14 protein-coding genes and 3 pseudogenes are annotated in these 15,103 nt (G+C 53.9%); 4 read left to right on the forward strand and 13 right to left on the reverse strand.

All coding sequences use genetic code 11. The annotated features are described in order from the left end of the window. Positions 1 to 58: 58 nt before the first annotated feature. Positions 59 to 1,324, reverse strand: coding sequence for a type II toxin-antitoxin system HipA family toxin (locus NL510_RS18285; RefSeq protein ID WP_253379072.1), 1,266 nt, complete (start codon positions 1,322 to 1,324; stop codon positions 59 to 61). Next, a complete protein-coding gene (locus tag NL510_RS18290) occupies positions 1,317 to 1,637 on the reverse strand; it encodes a helix-turn-helix domain-containing protein (RefSeq protein ID WP_253379073.1) in 321 nt (106 codons plus the stop codon). The genes NL510_RS18285 and NL510_RS18290 overlap by 8 nt, the downstream gene beginning before the upstream one ends. 226 nt (positions 1,638 to 1,863) lie before the next feature. Between NL510_RS18290 and NL510_RS18295 the strand changes: the two are divergent. Beyond that, a pseudogene (locus NL510_RS18295) lies at positions 1,864 to 2,962 on the forward strand (IS256 family transposase); the annotation flags it as partial. Between the two features lie 42 nt (positions 2,963 to 3,004). On the opposite strand, the gene tnpC (NL510_RS18300) reads toward NL510_RS18295, so the two are convergent. From tnpC (NL510_RS18300) to tnpA (NL510_RS18310), 3 genes are read right to left on the reverse strand one after another with little or no spacing between them, the layout of a single operon-like run. Continuing rightward, positions 3,005 to 4,543 (reverse strand): IS66 family transposase, encoded by a 1,539-nt coding sequence (gene tnpC / locus NL510_RS18300; protein ID WP_253379078.1) that lies wholly within the window; start codon positions 4,541 to 4,543, stop codon positions 3,005 to 3,007. Between the two features lie 49 nt (positions 4,544 to 4,592). Beyond that, positions 4,593 to 4,940, reverse strand: a complete 348-nt coding sequence (tnpB, locus tag NL510_RS18305; RefSeq protein ID WP_052908738.1) for an IS66 family insertion sequence element accessory protein TnpB — start codon at positions 4,938 to 4,940, stop codon at positions 4,593 to 4,595. Next, the gene (gene tnpA / locus NL510_RS18310) at positions 4,937 to 5,314 is read right to left on the reverse strand and encodes an IS66-like element accessory protein TnpA (protein ID WP_253377879.1); all 378 of its coding nucleotides are present in this window, start codon (positions 5,312 to 5,314) and stop codon (positions 4,937 to 4,939) included. Before tnpA (NL510_RS18310) ends, tnpB (NL510_RS18305) begins: the two co-directional genes overlap by 4 nt. A gap of 43 nt (positions 5,315 to 5,357) precedes the next feature. Here tnpA (NL510_RS18310) and NL510_RS18315 point away from each other — a divergent pair, with 43 nt between their 5' ends. Next, on the forward strand, positions 5,358 to 5,513 hold the full coding sequence (locus NL510_RS18315) for a hypothetical protein (RefSeq protein WP_436299143.1): 156 nt from the start codon (positions 5,358 to 5,360) through the stop codon (positions 5,511 to 5,513). Between the two features lie 170 nt (positions 5,514 to 5,683). On the opposite strand, the gene NL510_RS18320 is transcribed toward NL510_RS18315, so the two are convergent. The 4 genes and pseudogenes from NL510_RS18320 to tnpB (NL510_RS18335) form a co-directional block, all read right to left on the reverse strand. Beyond that, entirely contained in the window at positions 5,684 to 7,933 is a 2,250-nt protein-coding gene (locus NL510_RS18320) for an NEL-type E3 ubiquitin ligase domain-containing protein (protein WP_253379079.1), read from the reverse strand. Between the two features lie 24 nt (positions 7,934 to 7,957). Then, entirely contained in the window at positions 7,958 to 8,116 is a 159-nt protein-coding gene (locus NL510_RS18325) for a hypothetical protein (RefSeq protein ID WP_253379080.1), read from the reverse strand. 229 nt (positions 8,117 to 8,345) lie between these two features. Then, positions 8,346 to 9,881 (reverse strand): IS66 family transposase, encoded by a 1,536-nt coding sequence (gene tnpC / locus NL510_RS18330; RefSeq protein ID WP_436298525.1) that lies wholly within the window; start codon positions 9,879 to 9,881, stop codon positions 8,346 to 8,348. Positions 9,882 to 9,944: 63 nt separating this feature from the next. Then, positions 9,945 to 10,247: pseudogene (gene tnpB / locus NL510_RS18335) on the reverse strand (IS66 family insertion sequence element accessory protein TnpB); the annotation flags it as partial. 119 nt (positions 10,248 to 10,366) lie between these two features. On the opposite strand from tnpB (NL510_RS18335), the gene NL510_RS18340 reads away from it, so the two are divergent. Continuing rightward, the gene (locus NL510_RS18340; RefSeq protein ID WP_253378013.1) at positions 10,367 to 10,786 is read left to right on the forward strand and encodes a hypothetical protein; all 420 of its coding nucleotides are present in this window, start codon (positions 10,367 to 10,369) and stop codon (positions 10,784 to 10,786) included. 8 nt (positions 10,787 to 10,794) lie between these two features. Then, positions 10,795 to 12,009, forward strand: coding sequence for an IS91 family transposase (locus tag NL510_RS18345; protein WP_301308567.1), 1,215 nt, complete (start codon positions 10,795 to 10,797; stop codon positions 12,007 to 12,009). A 166-nt stretch (positions 12,010 to 12,175) separates the two neighbouring features. Here NL510_RS18345 and tnpA (NL510_RS18350) read toward each other — a convergent pair whose 3' ends face one another. From tnpA (NL510_RS18350) to NL510_RS18365, 4 genes and pseudogenes are all read right to left on the reverse strand, one after another. After that, positions 12,176 to 12,484: an IS66 family insertion sequence element accessory protein TnpA gene (gene tnpA, locus NL510_RS18350; RefSeq protein ID WP_253379067.1), complete on the reverse strand. Its 309-nt coding sequence runs from the start codon at positions 12,482 to 12,484 to the stop codon at positions 12,176 to 12,178. A 35-nt stretch (positions 12,485 to 12,519) separates the two neighbouring features. After that, positions 12,520 to 13,371: an IS4/Tn5 family transposase DNA-binding protein gene (locus tag NL510_RS18355; protein WP_253379090.1), complete on the reverse strand. Its 852-nt coding sequence runs from the start codon at positions 13,369 to 13,371 to the stop codon at positions 12,520 to 12,522. Between the two features lie 176 nt (positions 13,372 to 13,547). Continuing rightward, a pseudogene (locus NL510_RS18360) lies at positions 13,548 to 14,215 on the reverse strand (IS66 family transposase); the annotation flags it as partial. Positions 14,216 to 14,228: 13 nt separating this feature from the next. Continuing rightward, positions 14,229 to 15,073 (reverse strand): IS5 family transposase gene (locus NL510_RS18365; RefSeq protein WP_253376809.1). Its coding sequence is split into 2 segments (ribosomal slippage): positions 14,229 to 14,728 and positions 14,728 to 15,073, totalling 846 coding nucleotides; the frame shifts between segments, so codons are not numbered across the junction. Positions 15,074 to 15,103: the final 30 nt, after the last annotated feature.

Below are 15,103 nucleotides of genomic sequence, written 5' to 3' on the forward strand. Positions count from 1 at the left end.
TAAGAAATTCTCAATCTGGTTAGCATGAAAACGACCTCTTTTTTGAGGCCGTGATAACTCATTTGGATTGCATACCGGCAATATTTTCGTTGATGCGATTTTGAATATAACCGATTGTATCTTCAGTTACTTTTTCCGGAAGTAAGTCACGGCATTTCGCGGAAAATGTGGTGGCCACAGAAGAAATCCGCTCAATTAGCTCGTCTATCTGATTCACCTCTAGCTCAGCCTCCCGGGTTCCAAGGGCAATCAGATGCTTGCGTTCTATGTTGAGTGCTTCCCCCATGACATCCATCTGATGATACCCGCCCGGACCATCGCAGAAAGTAATGTCAAAGGCCGGCGCAAGAGACCAGTTCCCCTCCTGAGACATCAGGTAGGCAAAGTTTTTGGGATGATCATCCCGGTTATTAAAGATGACATTGAATACAACGCGCTCGAATGCTCGTTTTTTTTCCCTGATATCATTCGTACAGAGCTGAGTCGCCCTAATGAAGTTTGCATAGTCCATGGAGCCCGGGATCTGATAATTTGCACCTGTGAAGGCCGCGAGGCTTTGCATCGGTACTTTCATTTCTCTTTCTCTGTCGAATCGCCGGCTTGCAAAAGCCGCTTGTCCGTCAGGTAATTCAAAATACCTGGTTTCTGGCGTTTCAATCCCACATTCTCGCAGGCACTGCGAGTAGACCATTTCCACAGCGCAAACTTCGGGATGCTCCTGCCTGGCAGGGAACTTAATCAGCCATGGTTCAAGTTTCTGTGAAGGTATCGTTGTAAACTCATCCGTTACAGAGTGGCGATACAGCAGAGCTTTTGGGCGAGCTCCCTGTGGTGAGCCCCCCATAAGTAAGAGCCGGTTGAGAAACTCCCCTCCTTCACCTTTAAGTACTTCCTGAACCTCCGCAGCTAACTGGCTAACCGGGATATCTTCCTGAACAGATTTAACATCCGGTGATACCGGCTTATAAGACATCGCCCCCATAGCATTACTACCGATATAGGTGAGTCGTTCAAGGGGGCCGATTCTTGCAATGTTAAGTCCGCGTTTACGAAACAATCTATCCATGAGCAGCATCCCCCACCCATCTGGCAGGGAGTCGTAAACCGGTCCAGGAAGCCCTAACTGGTGCAGAGGGAAATCACTCCGGAGTTTCGGGCCAGCCAGTGGTAGCGTATAACTTGCCAGTTCCAGCCCTTTTTTTTGTGCTTCAGGACTATATTCGAAAACGATCACCGGTCGCCCTGTCAACGCTGTCGTCGTGGCTAACGTTCCCCAACGCCAGTGCTCTCCCCAGCCATCATAAAAAACATCAACACTAATCATTTTTTAAACTCTTATTTCTGATGCGCTTCCGGGTTAACGTGGACTCATATCGGCGGAGATCATCCAGACTATCAAGCTTTGGTTTGAACAGTGATTCCAACTCATCAGTTCGGCCCAGGATCATTGCTACACGAATAATATTCTCAAAACTGGTATTTTTACCTGATTCCAGGTTGGACAACGTATTCACACCAATACCAGCTCGCTTTGCCAGCTCAGACTGAGTCATCTGTTGGTTAATCCTTTCTGTACGTAACCGATCGCACAGAAGCAAGGCTATCTCATCTGGTTTGGTTAGCGATAAATCCAACATATTGTGTTTTATCTCTCATTATTCAACATAAGGCACATTATATTGGAATTATACCACAGGCGTTCACGACGGCGAAACAAATGGCTGTGGGGCGGATTTTAATAGAAACGATGCTGAGGTTTTAAGTTTCGGAAGACGGAAATACCTGTTGCGCTAGAGACTGTAATTTAAATTGTGTATCTGCCTGTTTTTGATATGTTCACTTCAACAACGAAACAGGTAAATTATGGACGAAAAGAAACTCAAAGCGCTGGCGGCTGAACTGGCTAAGGGCATTAAAACTGAAGCTGATCTTAACCAGTTTTCTCGTATGCTGACGAAGCTAACCGTCGAAACAGCGTTAAATGCTGAGCTGACTGACCATCTCGGGCATGAGAAAAATGCCCCTAAATCCGGCTCGAACACCCGCAATGGCTACACATCAAAAACTCTGCTTTGCGATGACGGGGAGATTGAGCTGAACACGCCTCGTGATCGTGAAAATACCTTTGAACCTCAGTTAATTAAGAAAAATCAGACGCGTATTACGCAGATGGACAGCCAGATCCTATCCCTGTATGCCAAAGGGATGGCCACGCGCGAAATCGTCGCCACCTTCAAAGAGATGTATGACGCCGATGTGTCGCCCACGCTGATCTCTAAAGTCACCGATGCCGTTAAAGAGCAGGTTACAGAGTGGCAAAACAGGCAACTGGATGCGTTATATCCCATTGTTTACATGGACTGCATTGTTGTGAAAGTCCGCCAGAATGGCAGCGTAATAAACAAAGCCGTTTTCCTGGCGCTGGGTATCAATACCGAAGGTCAGAAAGAATTACTGGGCATGTGGCTGGCCGAAAATGAAGGCACAAAGTTCTGGCTGAGTGTACTGACAGAGCTTAAAAATCGTGGGCTTCAGGACATCCTGATAGCCTGCCTGGACGGTCTGAAGGGCTTCCCGGATGCGATAAACAGTGTCTACCCGCAGACCCATATCCAGCTGTGCATCATCCATATGGTACGTAACAGCCTGAAATACGTGTCCTGGAAGGACTACAAAGCCGTCACCAGCGGACTGAAGGCGATTTATCAGGCTCCGACCGAAGAGGCAGCGCTGATGGCGCTGGATACGTTCGCGGGTGAGTGGGACGACAAGTATCCACAAATCAACAAAAGCTGGCGTGCGCACTGGGAAAAGCTGAATACGTTCTTCGGCTACCCGCAAGGCCATTTACACCACTAATGCTATAGAATCGCTGAACAGCGTGATCCGTGCGGCCATAAAGAAACGCAAAGTGTTCCCGACGGACGACTCGGTACGGAAAGTTGTCTATCTGGCGATCAAAGTAAGCGTATAGCGCGAACCGTATTGACGTGACGAGGATGGGTTATTCGGCAGGCAGTGTGATCCGCCACGGCAGCAGTTCACCAACCCGGTTTACCGGCCAGTCAGCAATGACGTCAAGGATATGGTGAAGGTAACGTTCTGGAGCTACTCCATTCAGTTTGCACGTCCCGATCAGACTGTACAGCAGCGCTCCCCGCTCACCACCGTGGTCTGAGCCGAAGAACAGCCAGTTTTTACGCCCCAGACTGACCGTCCGCAGCGCATTTTCAGCGATATTGTTATCGGCTTCAGCCCAGCCGTCGTCTGCGTAGTATGTCAACGCCTGCCACTGGTTCAGTACATAGGTGAACGCTTTTGCCAGCTCTGAGTGTCGCGACAGGGTTTTCACTTTTTCACGCAGCCAGTTTTCCAGTGATTTAAGAAGCGCTTTCGTTTTTAACTGGCGTTCAGCAAGCCGCTGTTCTGCTGGCATTCCCCTGATATCCGCTTCGATGGCATACAACTCGCCTATCCGTTTCAGCGCTTCATCTGTGAGCGCTGAGGGAGTGCGAACGTGAACATCATGGATTTTACGCCGGGCATGGGCCCAGCACGCGGCTTCCTTTATATGACCGTCGCGGTAGAGCTCGTTGAACCCGGCGTAGGCATCAGCCTGCAGTACGCCACTGAAGCCTGCAAGATGGGTCTGAGGGTGGATACCTTTTCTGTCCGGGCTGTAAGCGAACCACACTGCGGGGGCCAGCGCTGAGCCGGCGTTGCGGTCGTCGCGAACGTACGTCCATAAGCGCCCGGTCTTCGTCTTCTTATTACCCGGCAACAGCACCGGGACAGGCGTATCGTCAGCATGGAGTTTGCCGTCGGTCAGGACATAGTCCTGAAGGGCTTCATCCAGCGGTGCCAGCAGACGACAACACGCATCCACCCAGCCCGACAGTACAGAACGACTCAACACCACACCCTGGCGGGCATAGATCTCCGACTGGCGATACAGCGGTGTGTGCTCTGCATACTTTGAGGTCAGCACGCGGGCCAGCAGCCCCGGTCCGGCGATACCCCGTTCGATGGGGCGCGAAGGCGCCGGGGCCTGAACGATGCGATCGCACCGACGGCAGGCATGCTTTTCACGTACTGTCCGGATAACCCGGAAGGCGCTGCGCATCAGCTCCAGCTGTTCGGCGGCATCCTCACCCAGGTAGCTCAGCGAACCACCGCACTCCGGGCAACAGGACTCTGTGGGTAACAACCGCTTTTCATCACGGGGGAGTGACTCAGGGAACGGTTTGCGGGTGCGGGTCTGACGCAGCGGGCGCTGCACCGCCGGATCATCAACCCGACCGGTCAGCGTATCGCTTTCCTGCTGCAGCCGGTTCAGGTCAGCTTCCATCTGCGCGATACGGCGGGATACCTTTTCGGAACGACTGCCGAAGTTCATCCGGCGCAGCTTATCCAGTTGCGCCTGCAGATGGTCTATTTCGCGTTCCCGGACGGCCAGCTTTTCCAGCAGGGCGCGGTTCAGCGCTTCCTGTTCGGCCAGGCGCTGTTTCAGCAGAAGGATGTCGTCAGAAGAGGTGTCGTTCATAAGCCCGTATTTTACCAGGCTTATTCTGCGACAACCAGGATAAAGAGCGCTACAACATGGTCAGGGACGTCAGTAACCGCTTTGGCTGTCGCCAGTCGATACCTTCCATCAGCATCGCCAGCTGCGCCGGCGTCAGGAACACTTTGCCATCGCGGGCTGAGGGCCAGGCGAAGCGACCACGTTCCAGTCGCTTTGTCAGCAGGCACAGCCCGTCACCGGTGGACCAGAGCAGTTTGACCTGACTGCCGCTGCGTCCCCGGAAGATGAAGACGTGGCCGGACATCGGGTCATCTTTCAGCGCGGTCTGCACCTTTGCGGCCAGGCCGTTGAAGCCGTTACGCATGTCGGTGATACCGGCAACCAGCCAGATTTTAGTACCTGAAGGTAGCGGGATCATCGCTTCAGTTCCTGTATCAGCAGAGCCAGGAACGTTTCGCTGACAGCGCCGTTGAGGCGAAGCGTCCCGTGCCGGAACGTTACCTCACAGCTGATACTGAGCCCCGGGTCTTCTGCGAGCGATTCTGGCTGTACGGCAGTGGCATCGAGAGTCACAGGAAGTAGCAGAGGACTCTCTGAGGAAGGTAACAGTAGCTTTCCGTCGCGCCACTGCTGGCGCCATTTAAATAACAAATTGGCGTTGATGCCGTTTTCAAGCGCCAGTTTTGAAATGGATATTCCGGGTTTGCAGGAGGCAGCAACGAGCTGCTGCTTAAACTCAGGAGAATAATTAGGGCAGCCCTTACGCCTGCCGGGGGTCACATTTTTCTGCATATCTGACACTTTGGTTCCCACTACTTATTTGGTGGACACCACTTTGTCGAATACATCAGATTATGACCAGACGGTTCGCGCTGTACGCTTACCGATCAAAGATGCGTCAAAAAAATGGAGTATGCCGATCCAGAACTGGCGTCTGGCGATGAGTCGCTTTATTATCGAGTTCGGTGACCGCCCGAGCGATCACCTTTAACGAGTGGGCAGTTACACAGAATTACTTACAGGCTCTGTCCCCATGTTTATCCATATACCTGTTCAATGAGAGTTACCTCGCGTTTTGTTTAAGGATTAGACACCCATATCAAAACCGGTAACTCTCAACCTTTCAAGGCCCAGTGTCAGATCAAGTCGAGACTAATACAATTAAGGCCATCGGGCCTTCAGGTGTCCGTCCAGCATCTTATTCGCCAGAGGGCTAAGACCATCCAGAAATGCCTTTTCCGCTCTATCCAGTGCTCTTGCTCCGATAGCACGCTCAGCATCGGTGTTGCCGACTAGCCCCGCCGGTTTCAGCTCTGTGTCAGACAACGTCCGGTACGAATCATCATAGTCTGATATTTTCTTTTCATTGAGTTTTTTCCAGTCTTCCGGATACGCGCGTTCCAGAACGCTGCGTAACGGCGCCCACTGCAGTATCCACTCCCTGAACTGGTTGTTTTCGGCGGTCTTCACCTGAAGCTCAGCGGCCTGAATGTCTGATTCAGTAATGTGGGACACGTCAAAGAACCGCATTTCCTTCGTCACGCTGGTCAGTCCAAGAGGTTCTTTCAGTTTATTCTGGAAGCCCAGATAAACCTCAATTTCATCAATGAAGCGCAGCGTGCTGACCTTATCCCAGGCAATCTGCTCCAGCTTCTCCAGCCGGAATATTTCACGTCCCGCAGAAACCAGTTCAGGGAGATTGTTATCGTACTTCCCTTTTTCTGCGTTATGGGCCAGCTGCTCGTTCTTCATCTGGTTCAGCGCAAGGGTGACCCGGTCCTCGCAGCTTGACGTTGCCTCTGTTGCCATGGCAAAGGTTTTTGCTCTCAGTTCATCGTCTTCAGCCAGCTGTGTCAGCCAGGACGATATCTGTGCTTTAAAACCGGAGTCTTTTCTGAAGTTTTCCGTCTCGCTAAGCCTGTCTAGGAAAGCGCTGAAGGAAGCGGCTTCAGGCCCAGAGGACTGCCAGCTGTATGCGGGCGCGGGTTCGCCCTCTTTCGCCGGCGTCAGCCAGTCAGCGACCGCCTGGTGTAATGGGCGGATTTCCCGGGGAGCGGAAGGACCGGCCATACTGAAATATATACGTGGCCCCGAATAGTCCGGGGCGCGGGTCATGGCCTCCAGGGCCTGGCGCGTACGCTCTGACAGAGGATTATTTAATATATTCACAGATGCATTCGGGGACAGGCCGGTGAGGCTTTCCGGCATGCTGGTGATTAAGGTGTTATTCACCTCCATCCTCCTCAAGCTGCCCGGCAGCGCCGGCAGGCTGGTCAGGGGGGAGTCAGACACCTTTAGTGTCCTTAACCCGTCCGGGAGCGCTGGCAGGCTGCTCAGTGAAGTTCCAGAGAACTCCATCTCCACTCCCTGCATTCCTCCCAGCATTCCTCCCAGCATTCCTCCCAGAATTCCTCCCAGAATTCCTCCCTGCATTCCTCCCAGAATTCCTCCCAGAATTCCTCCCTGCATTCCTCCCTGCATTCCTCCCTGCATTCCTCCCTGCATTCCTTCCATCCTGTTCGGGAGCGCCGGCAGGCTGGTCAGGGGGGTGTTAGACACCCTTAGTATCGATAACCTGTCCGGGAGCGCCGGCAGGCTGGTCAGTGAAGTTCCAGAGAACTTCATCACTACTAGCCCGTCCGGGAGCGCCGGCAGGCTGGTCAGGGGGGTTCCAGAGAACTCCATCGCTACTAGCCCGTCCGGGAGCGCCGGCAGGCTGGTCAGGGAGGTGCCAGACACACTTAGTGCCGATAACCTGTCCGGGAGCGCCGGCAGACTGGTCAGGGGGATGTTGCGGATGTGTATGAATTTAATATGTGATGGTAAATGGTCGGGTAAGGAAGAAATATTTAAGCCATTCAGAGTAAGAAAAGTTGACTCCAAGTTCTGGATTCGTTGCAATATCCGTACAACGTGAGCACGGTCTGTGGCCTCTCCTGTCGGTGCAGCCTTTTCCCAAGCGGACCAGACCGCTGCCGTCTGTTCTGCGCAATCCTCCTCCCGCTCTGTGTCCGGGGTGAGATTGTGCGTTTTATCATGCCCCTGACACTTCACGGTATATTTCCCGGCGTCATCGAGGGTGACCGACAGCATCTCCTGGCTGTTTTCGTCCAGAATACAGAAGTTGTTTTCCCCGTGCCGGCCGGACTGAACGTTTTCCCCAAAGCTGCCATACGCGAGCGTCCTGAGCCGTTCAAAGTTGTGAACCACATCCTCCCGTGTCGTGCCGGCCGGTGGGTGACAAATCTGCCGGATAAGCTCCTGCGCTTCAGGCTTGTTCGTTGAGCAGAAAAACGCGCTGATTTTTTCCCATACGCTTATTTCAGGCGGAGTATCAGAGCTGGCGATACGGGTAATGCGGCTGTCGCTGACTGAGGCGGGAAAACATGAGTTTACAATGTGAAAGGGCATAATAAAAACTCTCTGTAAATTTTGTCAGGTGGTACCAACGACTGGCGTTGACGGTTGACGGTTGACGGTTGACGGTTGACGGTTGACGGTTGACGGTTGACGGTTGACGGTTGACGGTTGACGGTTGACGGTTGACGGTTGACGGTTGACGGTTGACGGTTGACGGTTGACGGACGATATCATCTTTGATATCACCTTTATTTCACAATCCGGTCATCGGCTGACTCACAATTGTTCACGTACAGGAAATTGAAATCATTTCTGCCGATTCTGTCGCATTAAGAAATTGTCGGGTAACATACTGTTTTTTTATTACGATGTTGTCTGAACATGCCTCTGATCCGAAAATCCGTATCGTTTCGGCGAACTCATATTGACGAAGCCGCCCCATTCTGCATTTCGCAGTTTTGCGTCAGTCGATCAGGCTATTTTTGGCGAAGGGTAATAACTCATCCAGCCGCTCCTGCGGCCATTCCGGCAGGCGTTCCAGCAACGATTTCAGCCAGCCATACGGCTCCACGCCGTTCAGTCGCGCCGTTTCCAGCAGGCTCATCACCGCTGCCGCACGATGCCCCGCCTGCAACGAGCCGGCAAACAGCCACGTATTCCGCCCCATCACCACCTGGCGGATCGCCCGCTCGCACCGGTTGTTGTCCAGCGGCAATGCGCCATCCTCCGCGAACCGGCTCAGCGCTGTTTTGTGAGACAGCGCATAGTTTATCGCCTTATGCAGCGCTGAACCCGGCGCGCATTTTTGTACCTGCGCCGTCAGCCAGCCCCACAGGATATCCAGTTGCGGCTTCGCATACCGCTGCCGCCACTGCCGGATCTTCTCCGCTGGCCGGTGGCGGATCTTTTTTTCAAGCCTGTACAGCCCGTGGAGCATTTTCAGCGCCGTTCCCGCATGCGGATCGCGATTTGCCTTATACAACGCCGCGAAGCCGCGCCGCGCATGCGCCCAACATCCCGCGTTGATGATATTACCGCCGTTTTTCAGGGAGTGATACACGGCGTAGCCGTCTGTCACCAGCCGGCCGCTCCAGCCCGCCAGCCAGGCTTCGGGATAACGCGCCGCCCGTCCGGGCTGACAGTCGAAGCAGACCACGCTGTCGCCGGTGGTTTCACCGCTGACATAGGTCCACAGGTAACCATTCTGCGCCTTTCCGCCCTTTTTCGTCTCCAGGATTTGCAACGGCGTTTCATCCGCATGAAGCACCGGGCGGCTTAACAGCGCTGTGCGCAGCCGTTCCGCCAGCGGCATCAGCCAGACGCCGGCCGCGCCCACCCATCCGGCCAGCGTGCTCACCGGCAGTTCCACCCCGGCGCGGGCGAACACCTGCTGCTGGTGATACAGCGGCTGGCGGTCGCAGTACTTGCCGACCAGCACCTGCGCCACCAGGCCGGCGTCGGGAATGCCCTTCGGGATAATCTGCGCGGGCAGACGACCGGAGACCACGCGCTGGCAGTCATCGCAACCGTACTGCGGGCGGACGTAACGTTTCACCACGAACTGCGCCGGGATGTAATCCAGCCGTTCGCTGATTTCATCGCGGATATGGCGCAGCGGCCGGCCGCAGTCCGGGCAGCCGCAGGCGTCAGGTTCGATAACGGTTTCTTCACGCGGAAGATGTTCCGGCAGCGGTTTACGCACCGGACGGGCTTTCTTCTCTTCCGGTTCCGGCTGCAGACGCGCAAGCCGGGTTTCGGCAGAGGCGATATCGGCGTCGACATCCTCTTCGAACAGGGAGCGCTGTAAGCCGCTGAAGGATTCAGCCTGACGGCCAAAGCGCTGCTGGCGGGCCAGCAGCAGGGCCTCCTTCAGCAGGTGTATCTGATGGTCTTTTTCGCTCAGGGAGGCGTCTTTTTTACGGTTTTCTTCCAGCAGGGATAACGCCAGCTGACGCAGCGTGTCGGGGTCATTCGTGGAGAGAAGTACTGTGATATCCATACCGGATATTATAGGCTTTCCGGCACAGATATTCATTCAAAATCATCAGATTACCGGCAGATATTATGTCCATTTCGTCAGGTCGTGACCGGCCATTCTCTGCCAGTCAATGCCGGCGACCAGCCAGTCGAACTGCGCCGGCGTGAGCGACCATGCGCTGTCGCCGTCACGCGGCCAGGTGAATCGCCCCTGGTGCAGGCGGCGGGAACAGAGCCAGACGCCGTGTTTATCCCACCGCAGCAGTTTGATACGGGTGCGGTTTTTGTTGGTGAAGAGGAAGGCGGCGCCGTCATGCCAGGGCGTGGTGAGGGAGGCCTGAATATACTGCGTGAGGACATCAATGCCGCAGCGCATATCGACGGGCTGGCGGAGAACGTAGCGCCCTTACAGGGCGAGCGTCATCGCTTCGCGATTCCGATGGTTTGCATGTCCTGAGTCCGGCTTTATACTCTGCGGCATGTTAATTTTCTCAGGAAGTCATTGGTATGGCCCGCAGCAAAGCCCCCCGAAAGCGTAAACCCACGCCCTCGTCCCGACTCTCACGCCCTGATTATCCGAAGCGTTTCCTCGTCTCCCTGCCCCCGGAAAGCGACCATGATGACCCCGACGAGTTTTTTTACGACACACCGCAGGATGCCATTCGTCACTGTGTCCACCTGGGGCCGCAGTTTTTCCTCGATACACACTTCGACCCGCCTCTCGTCTGTATCATCCGCGGCTTTGAGCCGCCTGACTCACCCGACGGCGATGTCGTCATTGAGTCCATGCCAGCCGATGTGTTTATTCTCGCCACAGAATCCGGCATGCTACCGGTGACCTTCGCACCGTGGGATAAACACACCGACAACTGGGCCGATGACTGTGACGACTGGCACTATCATACCGGTGCCACTGCAGAGCGATAATCCGCCGCATGTATATCCCGCGCCCCGCAAAGCTGCTGTTCACCACTGATGACGGCTGGAACAGGTATATGGATAAACACGGTGACACCCTCAGCCCGTGGACCGTTCTCTGTGTCGAGCGCATGCTCGCCTGCGGCACTGCTGCCATGGGGGTGAAGCGATACTGCTGCGCCTCCCCGGACTGTACACATTCCCGCTTCTTCTGCCAGACCTGTAAATCAAAAGGCTGCAGCTCGTGTGGACATAAAGCCACGGAACAGTGGATTACAGAGCAACAGCATATTCTGCCCGACTGTGACTGGCAGCACATCACCTTCACCATGCCCCACCTGCTGTGGCCCTTCTTCAACAGCAACTGGCCCCTTCTCAATGCACTGTTCCGGGCAGCCACCCGGGCCATACTCCGGTGGACCCGCAAACAGGGCGTGGAGGTCGGTATCTTCTGCGCCCTGCATACGTACGGCAGACAACTTAACCAGCATCCGCACATCCACCTCTCCGTTACCCGCGGCGGGCTTGATATTAAACACGGCGTATGGCGCGACCTCTTCTTTAAGAAGCATGCCGTGGAGGAAATCTGGCGCGGAGCCGTCATCCGGCTGCTGCGCCACAGTTATGACCTGATTAATCCCGGCAGCCTGCCGGGGCTGGGCCATATCCGCGATAAAACTCAGTGGCAGCGGTATCTGCAGGCGCAGTACGGACGCCGATGGAAGGTTCACTTTGCGAAGAAAACAAAAGGCGCATGGCGAAGCGTCAAATACCTCGGGCGCTACCTGAAGCGCCCGCCGGTATCGGCGGCGAAGCTCAGGCACTACAGCGCCGGCGCGGTGGTGCACCACTATTACGACCATCGTACGCAGCAGTACCGGCAGCAGACGCTGACCCAGGAGGAGATGATCGGACGCTATATCAGTCATATCCCGGAGAAGCATTTTAAGATGGTGCGTTACTACGGCTTCCTGTCTAACCGTAAACGGGGCACCTTGCTGCCGAAGGTGTATGCAGCCCTGGGGATGGAAGCGCGGAAAAAACCGGAACAGCCCGGCTTCGCCGCGCTGATGAAAGAATTTCTGCGCACGGATCCGTACAAATGCCTTCTGTGCGGGACCCGGCTGCGCTTTGTCAGCGCTCAGGCCGGGAGGCACGCCACGGAGTTAGTGGCAGAAAGGCAGCATAAAATCGACCGGAAACGATGGCTTCAGGAACAGACTGCGGGATAAGTGCATCTGAAAAACGGCTTTCAGGTTAAAAACGCGCCGAAAGAGCCATTTTATGGCCATAACATTCCCGATGGCACATCATTACTGCATTGCAGACACTGCTGTTCATGGTCAGGAAATTTTTTAAAACGATGATTCATTTTCCTAACCATCAAGGAAGAGGCGTTCAGGCTTCAGCATGTTTCACCGCCCGGAGCACGTCAGGGAGTTGCGCGGGCAGGCAGTCGATACGACAGCCGCCGGGGAGATGGAGGGTGACGGCAGCGTTAATGGCGGAAGGCTCCGGAGTCACCCGGACGGGGATGACAGCGGAGTCCGGTTGATTGTTGATATCGGGGAACATGGAGGGCCAGTTTTTGAAGTAGCCGGGATTGATGTTGTGGTGCAGGGCGTACTGGCGGGAAGTGAGCCCGCTGTCGCGCCAGGCGCGGATATGATGCTTTTTGTCGTCGGCGGACCAGAAAGATAACGGCATGGCAAAACCTCAGGTGATTCAGGATGCCGCCGATGTTATCTGACTAAAAATTTTTGAAAATGTGAGTTCACCGGAACGATACTCCCTTCCTGGTCATGCCGAAGAAAGATCTTATGATATCCCTGATGGTCAGAGGACACGCTTTTCATTTCTTCCTCCATGGTGGTATTTTCAGCCAGGCGATTAACACACGTTCTGACAAGAAAATGTGTATTTAACTCCGATGCCAGGCAATACAGCTCGTAAATATCACTCTCACGATCACCAATATGAATGCATCGTTCCGGGCATTGCAGTAACTTCGTTGACTGCCGTAAATTCTCCAACCAGCGATAGCTTTCTTTCTCCTCAATAGGAACGCGGGTCGGATTAATTTTCCTTTTGAGTGCGTTGGTACCTTTGAATTTTTTTCGCGTCCAGAATTTCACCGCAGTCAGACCCAGTGGGAGTCCTGATGTAGTTACTGCCAGGCTCAAATGCATCAGGATCCCACAATTGATACCTGCATCATTCCCCGTCTTGATTAGACCAGCAGTGTGATTGCCAGCAAATCCTACTGCGTCAGGGTTATCCCGATGATAGCCAAATGTCGTGGTATCCTGAAGCAGCAGAATATTCTCATCTTGCAGCGCATGTATCCTTTGACTGGTGGCCTCGGAATGCCCCTGTAGCAGGAGCTGTTCATCAATCCTGTCGCTGGAAAGGAACCGGTAAGCCGCTTTTGTCGCTGCATTATCCTGGCAGGCAAATGGAAGGCTGTTGCCCATTCCCCGCCAGAGTTTTTGCATGAGACTTTTAAAACGACTGGCATGGCGGCGATCGCTAAAGACAGAAAAATTAATTTCCTCATCAAGCCATGAAAGCGAAGTCTGTTCCTGATTAACCATTCAACCATCCCTGAAAGTAATTCACAACGACTATCTTAATGATTACCTTAATATAATTGTGGGTAGTTGCAAGCGTCTGAGTACCGTCTGGTCCCGAATTCAGGATCCTGTAACTTAAGCACCCACTTATTTTGCAGGTTGACAGTAAGCGCCCCGTGAAGAAGGTGGGATAAAAATTAGTTTACAGAGAGGGTGACGTTCCAGGGTAACAGCTCTTTCACGCGGTTGGCTGGCCAGGTATTGATAGCACTGATGACATGACGTAGCCAGGTTTCCGGCTCGATGCCGTTGAGTTTGCAACTGCCTATCAGGCTGTACATCATTGCTGCACTTTCAACACCACTATCAGAGCCGAAGAACATGTAGTTACGGCATCCCAACGCAACCACACGGAGCGGGTTTTCACACCGGTTATTGTCGATCTCCACCCAGCCATTGCGACAGTATTCGTTCAGCACATCCCATTGTTTCAGCATATACGTGAACGCTTTCGCTGTGTCTGAGTGCCGCGACAGCGTGTTCATCTGCCTCGGGAGCCAGTCATACAACGACTGCATCCGCGGTACCGTTCTGGATTTTCTGACCGCCAGTCGCTCTTCTGCCGGACTGCCGCGGATCTCTGACTCGATAGCCTACAGCGCCCCGATATGGCTGAGCGCTTCTGTTGTTACTGTCGTTGGATGGCGAACATGTACATTGTGGATCTTGCGTCGGGCATGCACCATGCAGGCCGCTGCGGGTGGATACCTTTGCGGTCGGGTGAGTAGGAGAACCACACCGCTGCCGGCATGGATGAGCCGGCGTTGTGATCGTCACGAACATAGACCCACAGCTGACCGGTCTCTAGGCTGTGTCCCTTAATTATATAGTCGTTGATAAAAGAGCCGGATGCAGCCCAGCTTCACCATCGCCAGATAATTTCTCGCCGTTTTGTCGTAACGCGTCGCTATGCGACGGTATTCTTTCAGGCGACCAAAACATCGCTCAACAACGTTGCGATTGCGGTACGCATTACGATCGAGCTGTGAACGCCCATCCAATGCCATTTTCTCATTTGATTTTCGGGGAATGACTGCTTTTATACCTTTGCTTTTCAGTTCGTTGCGTAACGCATGCCCGGAGTACGCTTTGTCGGCCAGTACCGCATGGCCACGGCGTTTCATGCTGCCGTTCTGGCGCTGAACACCAATACCGTCGAGAAGACGTTGCGCGAACTGGCTTTCGTGAGCCTGTCCGGGACTCAGCACTATGTTTAACGGAAGACCGTTTCCGTCTGTCGCCAGATGGATTTTGGTGCCAAAACCACCGCGAGAGCGACCCAGCCCATTATCTCCGGCGATATCGGGATGTTTTTTTGAGCCCCGGCAGCACATTTCAACGCCCGGATATTGCTGCCATCCAGCGCCGTAGCAGACCAGTCAACAAGATTGCTGGCATCAAGTAGCGAAAGCAACCTGTTGAAAATAATGTTAATAACACCTGATTTTGACCACCGGTTAAAGCGGTTATAAACCGTTTTCCATGGTCCATATCGTTCAGGTAAATCACGCCACGGAGCCCCGGAACACAACACCCAGAACATACCGTTGATAATTTTACGATGCTCAGCCCATGGGCGTCCGGCCCGTGGAGATACGGGTTCAGCAGGCAATAAAGGCTGGATGATAATCCATGCTTCATCAGGAAGGTCGTAGCGAGCCATAGTTCAATATGTTGTGGAAACAGACAGTTA

The organism is unidentified bacterial endosymbiont, from assembly GCF_918797525.1.
In the GTDB taxonomy this organism is placed as follows: Bacteria; Pseudomonadota; Gammaproteobacteria; order Enterobacterales; family Enterobacteriaceae; genus Enterobacter.